Genomic DNA, 14815 nt, shown 5'->3' on the forward strand with positions numbered 1-14815 from the left:
AATCAGCGCTTGCGTGAACACGTCGTATACAACGAGTATGGAGCATCCCCTCAAGGAGGTCCACCCGATGTCCAGCGCTCCGCCCTCCCCTCCCGATCGCCGCGGTCTGCACAAGGCCTTCGCCGCGAGCCTGTCCGGCACCTCGCTGGAGTGGTACGACTTCGCCGTCTACAGCTCCGCCGCCGCCCTCGTCTTCGGCGACCTCTTCTTCCCCGGCAGCGAGCCGCTGACCGGGACGCTGCAGGCCTTCGCGACGTACGCCGTCGGGTACGTCGCGCGCCCGCTCGGCGGCATCTTCTTCGGCCGGCTCGGAGATGTGATCGGCCGCAAACGCGTGCTGGTCGCCACTCTGCTGCTGATCGGCGTCGCCACGTTCTGCATCGGACTGCTGCCGACACACGCCCAGGCCGGCGCCCTGGCGCCCACGCTGCTGGTCGTACTCCGCTTCGCACAAGGTGTGGGTGTGGGTGGCGAGTGGGGTGGAGCCGTTCTGCTCAGCAGTGAGTTCAGCGAGGCTGGGCAGCGCGGCTTCTGGGCGTCGGCCGCCCAGGTCGGGCCGCCACTCGGGACGTTGCTGGCCAACGGCGTACTGGCTGTCCTGGCCGGGGCGCTGTCCGAGGACGCGTTCCTCAGCTGGGGTTGGCGGGTCGCCTTCCTGCTGTCCGCCGTACTGGTCGCGTTCGGTCTGCTGATCCGTTCCAGGCTGGAGGAGACGCCGGTGTTCCGCGAACTCGAGGCGCGGGGCGATCGGCCGACGGCTCCGGTGTCCGAGGTACTGCGGACGCAGACCCGGCCGCTGGTTGCGGCGATCCTGGCCCGAGTGGGTCCGGACGTGTTGTACGCGATGTTCGCGGTCTTCGTTCTGACGTACGCGACCAAGGAGTTGGGCATGAGTCGCGGCGAGGCGGTGACCGCCGTACTGGTCGGCTCAGCTCTGCAGGTCGTGATGATCCCCTGGTCCGGCTGGCTTTCGGACCGGTACGGGCGTCGTACGGTCTATGCGATCGGTGCGGTCGGAGGAGCCGTGTGGAGCGTGGTCTTCTTCGCGATGGCGTCGTCGCTGGCGACCGTGCTGCCGGGTGTGGTGATCGGGTTGGTGTTCCACTCGCTGATGTACGGGCCGCAGGCGGCGTTCGTGTCGGAGCAGTTCACCGCGAGGCTGCGGTACACCGGCAGCTCACTCGCCTACACGTTCGCCGGCGTGATCGGCGGTGCGCTTGCGCCGCTGGCGTTCACGTACTTCCTCGCCAAGGCGGGCACCGGCTACGTGATCGCGGCGTACATCATCGTGGCGTGCTCGATCACCCTCGTCGGCCTGCGCCTCGGCCGCGCCGTGCAGGAGGAGTCCCTTGCCGTCAGCCCTGCATGAGAACCGACCCGGTGGTGCCGAGATGGCTGAGGATCGCCTTCTCGGCCGCCGCCGGATCGCCGGCCGCCAGGCCGTCGACGATGGCCTGGTGCTCGGCGAGGACGTCCTGCCGGCGAGTGGCGCTGCGCTGCAGGGCCACGACGCCGAGGAGCACATGCTTGGACCGCAGGTTGTCGTACAGGCGACCGAGCACCGAGTTGCCGCCGGCCTCGACCAGGAGCGCGTGGAACTGGCTGTCCAGCTCGATGAACGCCTTCGCGTCGCCCTGCGCGACGATCGCCCGCTGTTGCTCGAGGACGCCGTTCATCGCCTCGACAGGAGCCGCATCCGCCGCAAGAGAAGTCGACGCGGCCCAGCACTCGATCACACCGCGGGCCTGCATCAGCTCGGCGATCTCGCGGCCGGGCAGCGGCGCCACGAACGCACCGCGATGCGGCACGAGCTGCACCAGGTCCTCAGCCGCGAGCATCAGCAACGCCTCGCGGACCGGCGTACGGGAGATGCCGACCTCGGTCGCGACGACCTGCTCGTTGATGAACGTCCCCGACACGGCCGGGTCGCTCAGCACTGTCCCCCGCAGGTAGTGATAGGCACGATCACGGCCGGAGTCCCCACTCAATTGCATACTCAATGTATACAGCTTCGGAGGTTCTGATGACAGTCCTGCACGTGGCCGCGGCCCAGATCAGCAGCGGACCCGACCCGGTCGCCAACCTGGCCACGGCGACCGGCGCGGTCCGGAACGCGGCCGCCGGCGGCACCGAGCTGATCATCCTCCCCGAAGCCACGTCGGCCTGCTTCGGGACCGACCTGCGTTCGATCGCCGAGCCGCTGGACGGACCGTTCGCCACCGGTCTGCGGAAGGCCGCCGCGGACGCCGGGGTCGTCGTGGTCGCCGGGATGTTCGAACCGTCCGAGGACGGACGGGTGCACAACACCTTGCTCGTCACGGGACCCGGCGTCGAAGCGTCGTACCGCAAGATCCACCTGTACGACGCCTTCGGGTCGCGCGAGTCGGACACTGTTGCTCCGGGCAAAGAACTCGTGACGTTCGCCCTGCGGGACATGACGATCGGGCTGGCGACCTGTTACGACCTGCGGTTCGCCGACCAGTTCACCGCGCTCGGACGGCTCGGTGCGGAACTGATCGTCGTACCGGCGTCGTGGGGCGCGGGACCGGGCAAGGAAGAGCAGTGGGATCTGCTGACACGCGCTCGCGCCGCGGACGCCCAGGCCTGGCTGCTGGCCTGCGATCAGGCGTATGTACCGCCCGTCGGCACGGATCCGCTGGGGATCGGGCGCAGCAGCCTCACCACTCCCCTGGGTCAGAGCCACACGAGACTCGGCGCCGGAGCTGAAACCCTGCACGCTGCTGTCGACACCGCCGTCGTCGCCGCTGTCCGCGCCCGGGTGCCGATTCTTTAGGCGAGGCCGTTCTTCTTCATGCGGGCGTTGTACTCGCGCATCCGTGGCGGGTAGCCCACGACGGCGGCGTCGTACGACGGGATGCCGAGGCGGTTCGCGAAGTCGTGGGCCCATTTCACCGACGGGACCCGGCGGCGGGTCCACTCGCCGTCCACAGCGACCAGCAGCAGGGTGTACTCCGTCACCGCCGTCCGCGGCTCGACGAACCCCTCGACGCCCTGACGGGTCTGGGCGAACTCGCGCAGGTGCGCCTGGTCGGGAGTGTCCGACCGGCGCATCGTTCCGGCCTTCTGCCGGCGACCGAACCACTTCATGGGAGTAAGTGTCCACTATCTGTGCAAGTCCGGGCCGAAATCCTGGATAACGGTTGCGGCCGATCGCGGCCTGCCCGCCACGACCGGCCCGGGGATGGATCCGGGCCTGATCGGTGACAAGATGACGCCGGGCCGGAACCGCGATCCGGGACCGCCCGCCCAGACCCACAGCCTGTTGGACCCCACGGAGGAACCTGTGACTGACAGTGGCACGACGTACGACCTGGTGATTCTCGGCGGCGGCAGCGGTGGTTACGCCGCCGGACTGCGCGCGGCGACGCTCGGCCTGTCCGTGGCGCTGGTCGAGAAGGACAAGGTCGGCGGGACCTGTCTGCACCGTGGGTGCATCCCGACCAAGGCGCTGCTGCACGCGGCCGAGGTCGCGGACTCGGCGCGCGAAGGCGAGCAGTTCGGGGTCCGGACGACGCTCGAGGGCGTCGACATGGGCGGCGTGAACAAGTACAAGGACGGCGTCGTCGACCGGCTGTTCAAGGGTCTGCAGGGCCAGTTGAAGGCCCGCGGCATCACGGTGATCGAAGGTGAGGGCCGGCTGACCTCGCCCACCACGGTCCAGGTCGGCGACACGACGTACAGCGGCCGCAACGTCCTCCTCGCCTCCGGCTCGTACTCCAAGTCGCTGCCCGGTCTCGAAATCGACGGGCACCGGGTGATCGCGAGTGAGCACGCACTGACGCTCGACCGGGTCCCGGAGTCCGCGGTGATCCTCGGCGGCGGCGTGATCGGCGTCGAGTTCGCGTCCGCGTGGACGTCGTTCGGCACCAAGGTGACGATCGTCGAGGCACTGCCGCGGCTGGTCCCGGCCGAGGACGCCGACTGTTCGAAGACCTTGGAGCGCGCCTTCCGGAAGCGGAAGATCGCGTTCAAGACCGGTACGCCGTTCGAGTCGGTCGCGGTGACCGATTCCGGCGTCCGGGTGACCGTCGCGGGCGGCGAGGTGATCGAGGCCGAGCTCCTGCTGGTCGCCGTCGGCCGGGGCCCCAACACCACGGGACTCGGGTACGAAGAGGTCGGTGTCGCGCTCGACCGCGGGTTCGTGACCGTCGACGCGACGCTGCAGACCAGCGTGCCGGGCGTCTACGCGGTCGGCGACATCGTGCCCGGTCTGCAGCTCGCGCACCGCGGGTTCCAGCAGGGCATCTTCGTGGCCGAGCTCCTCGCGGGCCTCGCCCCGACGCCGATCGACGAGGCCGGCATTCCGCGCGTCACGTACTCCGAGCCGGAGGTCGCGTCCGTCGGGCTGACCGAGGAGCAGGCCCGGGAGAAGTACGGCGACGTCGAGATCCTCAACTACAACCTCGGCGGCAACGGCAAGTCGCAGATCCTGAAGACGGCCGGCTTCGTGAAGCTGGTCCGCGCGCGGGACGGCGCGGTCGTGGGGCTGCACATGGTCGGTTCGCGTGTCGGCGAGCTGATCGGCGAGGCGCAGCTGATCTACAACTGGGAGGCGTACCCGGCCGACGTCGCGCCGCTGGTGCACGCGCACCCGACCCAGAACGAAGCCCTCGGAGAGGCCCACCTCGCCCTCGCCGGGAAACCTTTGCACTTCCATGACTGACCCTGCTGGACCGCCCCAGTAGGTTGGAACCGCAGGAGCGTCAAGGACGGCCGTGACCCGGATCCCGGGCGCTCCGGCGGCACCGTAGGCTGACACTCGACCGATCAGACGAAGGAGCAACGACCGTCATGCCGACCTCTGTATCCCTGCCGGCCCTCGGGGAGAGCGTCACCGAAGGAACCGTCACCCGCTGGCTCAAGCAGGTCGGTGACACGGTTGCCGTGGACGAACCCCTGCTGGAGGTCTCGACCGACAAGGTCGACACCGAAATCCCGAGCCCCGTCGCCGGCACCCTTCTGGAGATCAAGGCCGCCGAGGACGAGACCGTCGAGGTCGGCGCCGAACTGGCCGTGATCGGCGACGCCGGCGAGGCCGGCTCCGCCCCCGCAGCCCCCGCCGAGCCCGCCGCCGCCGAGCCCGCGCCTGCCGCCGAGTCCGCTCCCGCCCCGGCCGCCGAGTCCGCTCCCGCCCCGGCTGCTGAGGCTCCTGCCGCCGCCCCGGCTGCCCAGGCCGCACCCGAACCCTCCACCGACGCTCCTTCCACTCCTTCCGCGGCCGCCGCCGACTCGACCCAAGCAGAGTCCCCGGCCGCCGAGGCAAACGCACCCCAGGCGGCCGGTACGTCGGTGACGCTGCCGGCCCTGGGTGAGAGCGTGACCGAGGGCACCGTCACCCGCTGGCTCAAGCAGGTCGGCGACGACGTAGCCGTGGACGAGCCGCTCCTCGAGGTCTCCACCGACAAGGTCGACACCGAGATCCCGAGCCCGATCGCCGGCAAGCTCCTGGAGATCAAGGTCGCCGAGGACGAAACCGTCGAGGTCGGCGCCGAACTGGCCATCGTCGGCTCCGGCGCCCCCGCCGCCGCTCCGTCCGCCTCCGCCCCCGCCGCCCCGGCCGAGCAGGCTCCCGCCGCGGCCCCGGCTGCTGCTCCTGCCCCGGCCCCGGCTCCCGCTCCGGCCCCGGCTGCTGCTCCGGCTCCCGCTCCTGCTCCGGCGGCTGCTCCCGCTCCGGCGGCTCAGGCTCCTGCTCCGCAGGCGGCTCCGGCCGCGGCCGCGCCGGCCCCGGCGGCAGCTCCGGCTCCCGCGGTGTCGCCGAACGGCGCTGCCGACGGCGCGAACTACGTCACCCCGCTCGTCCGCAAGCTCGCCGCGGAGCACGAGGTCGACCTGAACGCCGTACAGGGCACCGGCGTCGGCGGCCGCATCCGCAAGCAGGACGTGATCGCCGCCGCCGAGGCGAAGAAGGCCGCCGCCGCAGCACCCGCTCCGGCAGCCCAGGCCGCAGCGCCCGCCGCAGCCGCGAAGGCCCCGGCGGTCAGCCCGCTGCGCGGCACCACCGAGAAGATGAGCCGGATCCGCAAGGCGATCGCGGCCCACATGGTCAACAGCCTGAAGGTCTCGGCCCAGCTGACCACGGTCGTCGAGGTCGACGTCACCGAGATCGCCAAGCTGCGGAACAAGAAGAAGGCGGAGTTCGAGGCCCGCGAGGGCGTCAAGCTGTCCTTCCTCCCGTTCTTCGCACTCGCCGCGGTGGACGCGCTCAAGCAGTACCCGAAGCTGAACGCGTCGATCGACGAGGAGAAGGGCGAGATCACGTACCACGCCGCCGAGCACCTCGGCATCGCGGTGGACGTGGAGCGCGGCCTGATGGTCCCGGTCGTGCACAACGCCGGCGACCTGAACATCGCCGGCCTGGCGAAGAAGATCGCCGACCTCGCCGACCGCACCCGGAACAACAAGGTGCTGCCGGACGAGATGGCAGGCGGCACGTTCACCATCACCAACACCGGTAGCCGGGGTGCGCTGTTCGACACCCCGATCCTGAACCAGCCGCAGGTCGGCATGCTCGGGACCGGCGCCGTGGTGAAGCGCCCGGTGGTCATCACCCACCCGGAGCTCGGCGAGACGATCGCGATCCGGCAGATGGTGTACCTGGCGCTGACCTACGACCACCGCCTGGTCGACGGCGCCGACGCGGCCCGCTACCTGACGGCCGTCAAGCAGCGCCTCGAAGAGGCTCAGTTCGACGTCTGATCCGATCGGACACCCGGCGCCGGTGCCTGTCTCCCCGGAGACGGACACCGGCGCCGTTCTTTCTCTCGTGAACCGGCAAGGAGCAGAGCGGGATGAAGTACGTACTGGCCGGGGCGTCCGGCTTTCTCGGTAAGGCGCTCGCCCGCGACTTGGTTGCCAACGGCCACCAGGTCGTCCGGCTGGTACGCCGTCCGCCGTCGACGCCGGACGAGGTGCGCTGGGACCCGGCTCGAGGTGATCTCGACGCGGGCGCCCTGGACGATCCCGATGTCCTGGTCAACCTGGCCGGCGCGAACATCGGCCGCCCGTGGACACCGACGTACCGCCTGAAGATCCGGGAGAGCCGCGTCTCGACCACAGCGACCCTGGCCGCCGTGGCGACCCAGCTCGACCGTCGGCCGGCGCTGCTCACGCAGAGCGGGATCGGCGGCTACGGCACCGACCTCGGCGACCGCATCCTGACCGAGGACTCCGACCTCGGCGAAGGCTTCCTCTCCGACGTCGTCCGGCTGTGGGAGGGCGCGCTCGAACCGGCCCGTGACGCAGGCAGCCGGGTGGCCGCGCTGCGCACGGGCGTCGTGCTCGGCAGCAAGGCGCCGGCGTTCCAGCTCCTGTCCCTCCCCTTCCGCCTCGGTCTCGGCGGCCGCCTCGGCCCGGGAACCCAGTACTTCCCGGTGGTCTCGCTGACCGACTGGATCCGCGCCGTCCGGCACGTCGCCGAGAACGACAGCGTGAGCGGCCCGGTCAACATCACCCTGCCGACACCGGCCACCAACCTCGAACTCACCGAAGCGCTGGCTACCGCCCTGCACCGCCCCTGCACCGTGCCCGTGCCGGCAGTCCTCATGAAGACCGCCCTGGGTGAGTTCGCCTGGGAACTCCTCGGCAGCAAACGAGCCCTCCCAACCCGCCTCCAATCCACCGGCTTCACCTTCCACCACCCCACAGTCACCACCGCGATCTCGGCGGCCCTCGCCTGACTACACCAGCGCCATTCCAGGGACTCTCTTGCGGATCGCCTCCATCTCGGCCTCGTCGGAGATGCCCTGCCAGTCGTACCGCGGCGTGTACGGAGCCTCCAATGCACGCACGTCGTCGTCGGTGAGCTCGACCTCCAGCGAGGCCACGGCGTCGTCGATCTGCTGAATCGAGCCGGCGCCGACCAACGGTGCGGTGACCACCGGCTGGCGGCGCAGCCAGGCGAGCGCGATCTGCGCGCGGCTGACGCCGTGCTCTTGCGCGACCTGTCCGACCGCCTCGATGATCGCGCGGTTGGAAGCCTCCTGCTCCGGCGAGTACAGCACGTCCGCGTAGGCGCCGTCGGTCTCCGACCGAGCCGTCGACCGGGCGTCGCCCCAGCTCCGACCGAGCCTGCCGCGAGCCAGTGGTGACCAGATGATCGTGCCGACACCTTCGTCCAGGCACAGCGGGATCATCTCCCGCTCTTCCTCCCGGGCGAGCAGGTTGTAGTGGTCCTGCATCGACACGAAGCGCGCCCAGCCGTTCTGCTTCTGCAGGTTGAGCGCCTTGGCGAACTCCCAGGCATGCATCGACGAGGCGCCGAGGTACCGGACTTTGCCGGCCCTGACGAGATCGCTCAGTGCCTCGAGCGTCTCCTCCCACGGCGTCGCGTGATCGTTGCGGTGGATCTGGTAGAGGTCGATGTAGTCGGTGCCGAGTCGGCGCAGCGAGTGGTCGACCTCGGTCAGCACCGCCTTGCGCGACAGGCCGCGGCCGTTCGGACCGAGCCGCATCGGGTGCCGGAGCTTGGTCGCGATCACTACGCCGTCGCGGTCGGCGTAGTCCCGGAGCGCGCGGCCGAGGATCTCCTCACTGGACCCGTTCGAGTACATGTTCGCGGTGTCGAAGAAGTTGATGCCCGCATCCAGCGCGTGCCGGATCAGCGGCCGCGCCGCGTCCTCGCCCTTCGACCAGACGGGATGCCCGCGGTCGGGTTCGCCGTACGTCATCGCGCCGATCGCGATCGGCGACACGTCGAGGCCGGTGGTGCCGAGCTTGATGTACTTCATGATGCTCCTCTAAGCTAATTGGAGAACTCTCCGCTTACCGTAGTGGAGAGCTCTCCACTTAGCAAGCGAGGAGCTCATGGTTCGTTCGGACGCCCGGGAGAATCGGGCTCGCATCGTCGCCGCCGCCCGCGACGCGTTCGCCGAGGACGACCGCACATCGATGAACCAGGTGGCTCAGCGTGCCGGGGTAGGCGCCGGCACTCTGTACCGGAACTTCCCGACCCGGGAGGCGCTCGTACTCGCCGTCTACCAGGACGAGGTCGACCGCATCACCGGCGCCGTGCCGGAACTGCTCGCCGAGCTGCCGCCGGTCGAAGCCCTCCGGCAGTGGACGACCGGACTGGTTGAGGCGATGCGCAGGAAGCACGGCCTCGGTGACGCGCTCAGCCCGGCCGCGCACAAGGAGATCACCGAGCAGACCTACGGGCCGGTCGTCGCGGCGATCACCGACCTACTCGACGCCGGCAAGAAGGACGGCAGCATCCGCGAGGACGCCGACCCCCGCGACTTCCTCCAACTCACCGGCGCCCTCTGGCGCGCCGCCACCCACCCCGAAGACCGAGCCCCCCACATACTGGCCCTCATCCTCGACGGCCTCCAACCCCACTAACCCAACCAGCATCGAACGCATCACCTCGCCCAAGAGCACGCCATCAGCCGCGCGGGAAGTAATGGCCGTTCTCCAGACCTGCGAGCAGGCCGGGCTGAGTGGGTTCCCAGCCGAGCGTCCGGCGGGTGATGAGATTGGACGCCGGGTAGTCCTGGGTGACGATGTTCGCGAGGAACCCGAAGTATCCCGGCACCATCAGTTCGTCAGCGGGAATGCTCACCGCGGGCAGGTGCAGACGGCCGCCTAACGCCTCGGCGATCTCGCGGAGCCGGATGCCCCCGTCCGCAACCGCGTGCCAGTACTTGCCGGCCGGGCCCTTCTCCAGCGCCAGCCGGAACAGGGACGCAACATCGCGGACGTGTACGGCGTTCCACAGGTTCGTGCCGTCTCCGGGGTAGCCGGCGAAGCCTTTCTCCTGTGCGAGCGCGATCAGCGTGGGGAGGAAACCGGCGCGATCGGTCGTACTGTGCGCGATGTTGGCGATCCGCACGACCGAGGACCGCACTCCCCGCTCGGCGAGGCCGACGACGGCGGTTTCCACGACATTGCGAACCCGGAGGGTGCCTTTGTGCTCATCGCCGACGGGAAGCGCCGGGTCATCCTCGGTGGCCGGCCTACCGAGGATCGGTCCGTTCCCGGGTGAGCCGATACTCCCCGCCGCGACCAGCGGCTTTCCGGTTCCCGCCAGCGCTTCGCCGTACGCGAGCACGACCGGGAGCTCCGCGGCGGCCACGGCATCGATCCCGCCGGACGGAAGCAGGTCTTGCCTGTGCGCGACATGGACGACCCCGTCGGAATCCGCTGCCGCCTCCTTGAGCCCATCGAGATCCTCGAGGTCGCCGCGACGTACCTTCGCGCCAAGCGCGGACAACGCCGCCGCGGCCGTGTCCGACCGGGCCAGGCCGGTGACCTCGTGCCCGGCCGCGATGAGCTCGGGGACGATGTACGAACCGGTATGGCCGGTCCCGCCAGTGACGAAAACGCGCAAGTTCCTGCTCCTTGTGAGCGATGTAGCGGAAGAAATGGCTGTGAGAATGCACTCCGCGCGCGGCGCCCTGTTCACCGCCTGCTCGGCCCCGGGAGCTCAACCGGTGAATTCGTTGACGCCGAGGGCGAAGTCCCAGTGGCCAACCCCGTTGCCGGCGAGGCCCATCGTGACCACGCCCATTCCTTCCAGCCAGTGCGCCATTTTCAGGCGCCCGGCATCCAGCGGGCGCAGTCCGAGGCTCTCGATGAATTCCGCCACGCCCGCCTTCGCCTGCGCATCGTCGCCGGCGATGAAGACGTCGGGGCGGCCGTTCTCCAGGACATTGCGGAAGATGGTGTTGAACGCCTTCACCACGCTCGCGCCGGCCGGGGCCACCTTGGCGACTTCCTGCGCGATCGAGGTCTCGCCGCTGTGGGCCAGTCCGTCGAGCGTGGCGTTGAAGGGATTGCTGATGTCGACGATGACCTTCTCCGCGAGGGCGTCTCCATACTCGGCGACGACCGGAACGATGCGGTCGGACAAGAGCGCCGTGATGACGATGTTCCCGGCCGGGACCGCGCCCCAGTTGCCCGTCGTCGTATCGCCGCCCAGGGCCTTGGCCACGTCATCGGCCTTGGACTGATCGCGCCCCATGACCTCGACGGAGTTGCCGCCCACCACTGCGAGCGTGCCGATCGTACGGGCCATGTTCCCCGTGCCGATGAGGGTGATGCTGCTCATGAGATGTGGACCCTTCCTCTTGCTGGTGTGTGGTTCAGAGGGCGGTGGTGCCGCCGTCGGCGACCAGTTCCAGGCCGTTGACGTAGCTGGAGTCGTCGGAGGCGAGGAACAGGGCGACGGTGGCGATCTCCTCGGGACGGCCCATCGATCCGCGCGGGATGAGGGACTCGAAGGCGGCCTTGGTGGCCTCGTCGAACAGTTCTTCCTGTTTGGCCGTGGCGACCTGGCCGGGCGTCAGGACGTTGACCCGGATCTTGCGGTCGCGCAGTTCGTTGAGCCAGACGCGGGCCCAGGCCTGCTGGACGGCTTTGCTTCCCGCGTACAGGCTCCAGCCGGGGAACGCGCCGAGGGAGGCGTTGGATCCGGTCATGAAGATCGAGCCGTTGTCGTTGATCAGCGGCAGTGCCTTCTGAACGGTGAACAGGGTGCCGCGCGCATTGAGCCAGAACGCGCGGTGGAACTGCTCCTCGGTGATCTCGCCGAGGGCAGCGGGCTCCCCCATCCCGGCACTGGCCCACAGCACGTCGATCGATCCCTTCTCCCGCTTGATGGTGTCGTACAAGCGGTCCAGGTCGTCCAGTTCGGCCGCGTCGCCCTGGACGGCGGTGACATTGCGGCCGATCAGCTCGACGGCGGCGTCCAGCGCTTCCTGCCGCCGGGCCTGGATGAAGACGTGCGCGCCCTCCTCGACGAACAGTTTGGCGCCGGCCAGCGCCATGCCGGTGGATCCGCCGGTGATCACCGCTACTTTGCCATCGAGCTTTCCCACGATCACTCCGTTGAATTGACCAGTAATAGGCGGAACTCAAGGTCTGCATTCTTGGACCGAATTCGTAGTTCCGCCCGATGAACGATGTCACCGGCTTGAAGTGGTTGTCCAAGACCCTTTTCGGCCGTGGTGATACCTTGAAGGCATCGCCGGACCGGGAGGCTCCATGGATCTGGACCTGCGCAAGCTGCGCTACTTCGCCACGGTCGCCCGCACGCTGCACTTCGGCCGCGCCGCCGACGAACTGCACATCGCGCAACCGGTGCTCAGCCGCCAGATCCGTGCTCTGGAACAAGATCTCGGCGCCGCGCTGTTCATCAGGGACAGCCACGGCGTCGCGCTGACCGACGCCGGCCGGCAACTGCTGGACGATGCCGGTCCGCTGCTCGCCTCCGCGCACGCGGTCCGCCGCCGGCTGTCCGTGGCCGCCCGCGGCAGCCAGCGGCTGGTGGTCGGTTTTCGGGCCGGCATCCCCGTCATCCCCGCGACGCGGGAGTTCGAGACCCAGCATCCGGACGTGGTCGTGGATGTGCAGCGCATGGAATGGGACGACCAGGCGCTGATGCTGCTCGACGGTCGCGTCGACGTCGGCTATGTGCGGCTGCCCATCGATGAGACCGGCCTGCGCCTGACTCCGCTCTACACCGAGCCGCTCATGGTGGTGCTGCCCGTCGGCCACCGGCTCGCCGGAAAGGAGGCGGTCACCGAGGCCGACCTGATCGGTGAGCCTCTCGTGTGGCACGCCGACGCGAGCACGCAGCCCACCAGGCGCCCGCACCCCGACTCCGGGCTCCGGGTACGCGGGGTGGAGGAGAAACTCGAGCACGTCGCGGCCGGCCGTGGTATCTCGTTCGTGGGGCGTTCGGAGACCGTGTTCTACTCACGTCCCGACATCAGTTACGTGCCCGTCCCGGATCTGCCGCCCGAGCAGGTTTTCGTTGCGATGGCGGCGTCGCGCACCTCGCCGCTGGCTGACGACTTCTTTGCCGCGGCGCAAGCTACGGCTCAGATCACGGCAGAATGCGGGAATTATGAGGCGCATTCAGGCGGTCTGGTCTAAAGCTGCTGCGGTCTGCCGGAATTGGTCGGCCTAATTGCCCGGGAATATCTAGTTCGACGGGGTGATTGTTGTGATGCGCCAGGTGGGGGTTGGTTGACGGGGGGCGCTGCGTGAGGGGGCGGTGGTGCGGGGGGTGGTGTGCGGGGTGGTCGTGAGGGTGATCAGTCTGGTGGTTGGGGGGCTGGGTGGGAGTTGGGTTTTGGTGCCGGTGGGGTCGATTGCTTGGCCTGCGGTGAGGTGGTCGGTGGTTTTGAGGGTGACGGTGGTTGGGGTGCGGTGGGTGATTTCGGTGCTTTCGATCGTGATTCGGAGGCCTTGGACGCGGATGTTTTGTTGGCGGTAGGTGGATAGGAGCGCGCGGTCGGCGCGCCAGGGGGTGCTGCCTGGGACGTAGATCTGGTCGAGGGCAGTTAGGTCGAGGGTCCAGAAGGCTTGGGCGCGTTGAGCATCTAGTGCTTGCAGTGTTTGTGTCCAGGTGGCCAGTTCTGTTGAGGACGCGGGCTTCGGGGGTTGCGTCGAGGTCGTGGTGCGGGTCTGGGTTGGTGACGTCTCGGGTCGGTTGGGCGTCGTTTGGTGAGTCGTGGTTGGTGGCTGCGGGGATGCGGTGGTCTGTTGGGCTGCGGGTTGGGCGTCGCTGGGGTCTGGTTGGGCGGTTGCTGGGGTGTTGAGGGTGCGGAGGGTGGCGATGGCGATCGCTAGCACGATCATCGCGGCGAGGGCGGCTGCGGCGAGTACGCCGTACGCGGGGTGTGGGAGGCGGCTGACTGCGAAGGTCGCTGCGAATCGGGTGCGGCGGGGTCTGGAGCGGCGGTTGGAGCGGATGCGCTTGGAGCGGGCTTTGGCCGACGGTGCGGTGGGGCGAGGTCGCTTTGGCTCCGTCAGAGGTGGGGGCGGCGGGTCGGCCGGAGGTGGAGCGAGCGGCGTACGGGAGGCAGCTGGCGCGTCGTCGTCTGTCGACCCGTCCGACGACGCAGGAGGTCGAGCGCTGGACCGGCCGGTCGGGGCGGGGACGGTCGAGGCGGAGCCCGTCGAGGCAGGGCCGGTCGGGGCTGACGCGCTCGGGGTGGGAGTGCTCGGGGCGGGAGTGCTCGGGGCGGGGGCGGTCGAGGCGGAGCCCGTCGAGGCAGGGCCGGTCGGGGCTGACGCGCTCGGGGCGGGAGTGCTCGGGGCGGGAGTGCTCGGGGCGGGGGCGGTCGAGGCGGAGCCGGTCGGGGTTGGGGGCTTGGTGTCTGTGAGGGGGGCTAGGTCTATGGGGGTGGCGGGGGTTTGGGTTAGGAGGTGGTGTGGGAGGGCGGGGAGGGGGGTGTTGGTGATGAGGGTGGGTGGGAAGGGGGTGGGGTGGGCGCTGACCTGATGGGTGAGGGTGGCTAGGGAGTGGTGGTCGGTGGTGGGGGTGGTGGGGCGGAGGGTGGCGTCGGTAAGGATTGGGCGGCCGTCGGCGTCGAAGAGGATGTTTTCGGGGGTTATGGAGCCGTGAGTGAGGTTGGAGGCGTGGAGGTGGGCCAGGGCCTCGGCCAGCGGGGCCAGGAGGGTGACTAGTTCGCCGCGGGACAGTGGACCGCGGCGGGTGAGCAGGGCGGCCAGGCTGCCGGCGGCCAGGTGCTGGGTGATCAGGATCCAGCCGGTAGTGGTCTCGCGGAACTCGTGGAGCTGCGCGACATGCGGGTGCCGGAAGCGGGACAGCATGCTCAGGTTCTCGCGGAGCCGCCCGCGGTCGGGATAGGCGCTGTGTGGGAGGTGTTTGAGCACGGCGTTGCGGCCCGAGGCGCGGTCCCGGACCTGCCAGACGGTGCCGGCCGGTCCGGACCCGAGCTCGCGGCGCAGGCTGTAGCCGGTGAGATCTGCGAGGTCCATGTCCAAGAGGATGCACCGATCGCGACGACGCCCGTCGAAGTTATCCACAGCCCAGGGCGCCGGGCCC

General features: G+C 69.4%; 14 protein-coding genes. 7 read left to right on the forward strand and 7 right to left on the reverse strand.

From position 1 onward, the window contains the following. Positions 1-37 precede the first annotated feature (37 nt). Positions 38-1369, forward strand: coding sequence for an MFS transporter (locus tag E0H92_RS17765; RefSeq protein ID WP_238173475.1), 1332 nt, complete (start codon positions 38-40; stop codon positions 1367-1369). On the opposite strand, the gene E0H92_RS17770 is transcribed toward E0H92_RS17765, so the two are convergent. Then, positions 1356-1994 carry a GntR family transcriptional regulator gene (locus E0H92_RS17770; protein WP_131496976.1) on the reverse strand — a complete coding sequence of 213 codons (639 nt, stop codon included), beginning with the start codon at positions 1992-1994 and terminating at the stop codon, positions 1356-1358. The genes E0H92_RS17765 and E0H92_RS17770 overlap by 14 nt on opposite strands. A gap of 29 nt (positions 1995-2023) precedes the next feature. Here E0H92_RS17770 and E0H92_RS17775 point away from each other — a divergent pair, with 29 nt between their 5' ends. Continuing rightward, entirely contained in the window at positions 2024-2794 is a 771-nt protein-coding gene (locus E0H92_RS17775; RefSeq protein WP_131496977.1) for a nitrilase-related carbon-nitrogen hydrolase, read from the forward strand. Here E0H92_RS17775 and E0H92_RS17780 read toward each other — a convergent pair. After that, positions 2791-3108 (reverse strand): hypothetical protein, encoded by a 318-nt coding sequence (locus E0H92_RS17780; RefSeq protein WP_130380319.1) that lies wholly within the window; start codon positions 3106-3108, stop codon positions 2791-2793. The genes E0H92_RS17775 and E0H92_RS17780 overlap by 4 nt on opposite strands. 196 nt (positions 3109-3304) lie before the next feature. Here E0H92_RS17780 and lpdA point away from each other — a divergent pair, with 196 nt between their 5' ends. From lpdA to E0H92_RS17795, 3 genes are all read left to right on the forward strand, one after another. After that, a complete protein-coding gene (lpdA, locus tag E0H92_RS17785) occupies positions 3305-4684 on the forward strand; it encodes a dihydrolipoyl dehydrogenase (RefSeq protein ID WP_131496978.1) in 1380 nt (459 codons plus the stop codon). 128 nt (positions 4685-4812) lie between these two features. Next, positions 4813-6717, forward strand: a complete 1905-nt coding sequence (sucB, locus tag E0H92_RS17790; protein ID WP_131462538.1) for a 2-oxoglutarate dehydrogenase, E2 component, dihydrolipoamide succinyltransferase — start codon at positions 4813-4815, stop codon at positions 6715-6717. Between the two features lie 92 nt (positions 6718-6809). Then, on the forward strand, positions 6810-7697 hold the full coding sequence (locus E0H92_RS17795) for a TIGR01777 family oxidoreductase (protein WP_131462537.1): 888 nt from the start codon (positions 6810-6812) through the stop codon (positions 7695-7697). Here E0H92_RS17795 and E0H92_RS17800 read toward each other — a convergent pair whose 3' ends face one another. After that, on the reverse strand, positions 7698-8747 hold the full coding sequence (locus tag E0H92_RS17800; protein WP_131462536.1) for an aldo/keto reductase: 1050 nt from the start codon (positions 8745-8747) through the stop codon (positions 7698-7700). A 76-nt stretch (positions 8748-8823) separates the two neighbouring features. Between E0H92_RS17800 and E0H92_RS17805 the strand changes: the two genes are divergently transcribed. Further along, positions 8824-9357, forward strand: coding sequence for a TetR/AcrR family transcriptional regulator (locus E0H92_RS17805; RefSeq protein WP_131496979.1), 534 nt, complete (start codon positions 8824-8826; stop codon positions 9355-9357). Between the two features lie 43 nt (positions 9358-9400). On the opposite strand, the gene E0H92_RS17810 is transcribed toward E0H92_RS17805, so the two are convergent. The 3 genes from E0H92_RS17810 to E0H92_RS17820 form a co-directional block, all read right to left on the reverse strand. Beyond that, positions 9401-10345: an SDR family oxidoreductase gene (locus E0H92_RS17810; protein WP_131462534.1), complete on the reverse strand. Its 945-nt coding sequence runs from the start codon at positions 10343-10345 to the stop codon at positions 9401-9403. 96 nt (positions 10346-10441) lie between these two features. Next, positions 10442-11065, reverse strand: a complete 624-nt coding sequence (locus E0H92_RS17815) for an NADPH-dependent F420 reductase (protein WP_131496980.1) — start codon at positions 11063-11065, stop codon at positions 10442-10444. Between the two features lie 34 nt (positions 11066-11099). Further along, positions 11100-11834, reverse strand: a complete 735-nt coding sequence (locus E0H92_RS17820) for an SDR family NAD(P)-dependent oxidoreductase (RefSeq protein WP_131462532.1) — start codon at positions 11832-11834, stop codon at positions 11100-11102. A gap of 166 nt (positions 11835-12000) precedes the next feature. Here E0H92_RS17820 and E0H92_RS17825 point away from each other — a divergent pair, with 166 nt between their 5' ends. Beyond that, positions 12001-12894 (forward strand): LysR family transcriptional regulator, encoded by an 894-nt coding sequence (locus E0H92_RS17825; RefSeq protein WP_131462531.1) that lies wholly within the window; start codon positions 12001-12003, stop codon positions 12892-12894. Positions 12895-12942: 48 nt separating this feature from the next. On the opposite strand, the gene E0H92_RS45505 is transcribed toward E0H92_RS17825, so the two are convergent. Then, a complete protein-coding gene (locus E0H92_RS45505; RefSeq protein ID WP_165549821.1) occupies positions 12943-14748 on the reverse strand; it encodes a protein kinase domain-containing protein in 1806 nt (601 codons plus the stop codon). Positions 14749-14815: the final 67 nt, after the last annotated feature.

Source organism: Kribbella speibonae (assembly GCF_004331375.1).
Taxonomy (GTDB): Bacteria; Actinomycetota; Actinomycetes; order Propionibacteriales; family Kribbellaceae; genus Kribbella; species Kribbella sindirgiensis.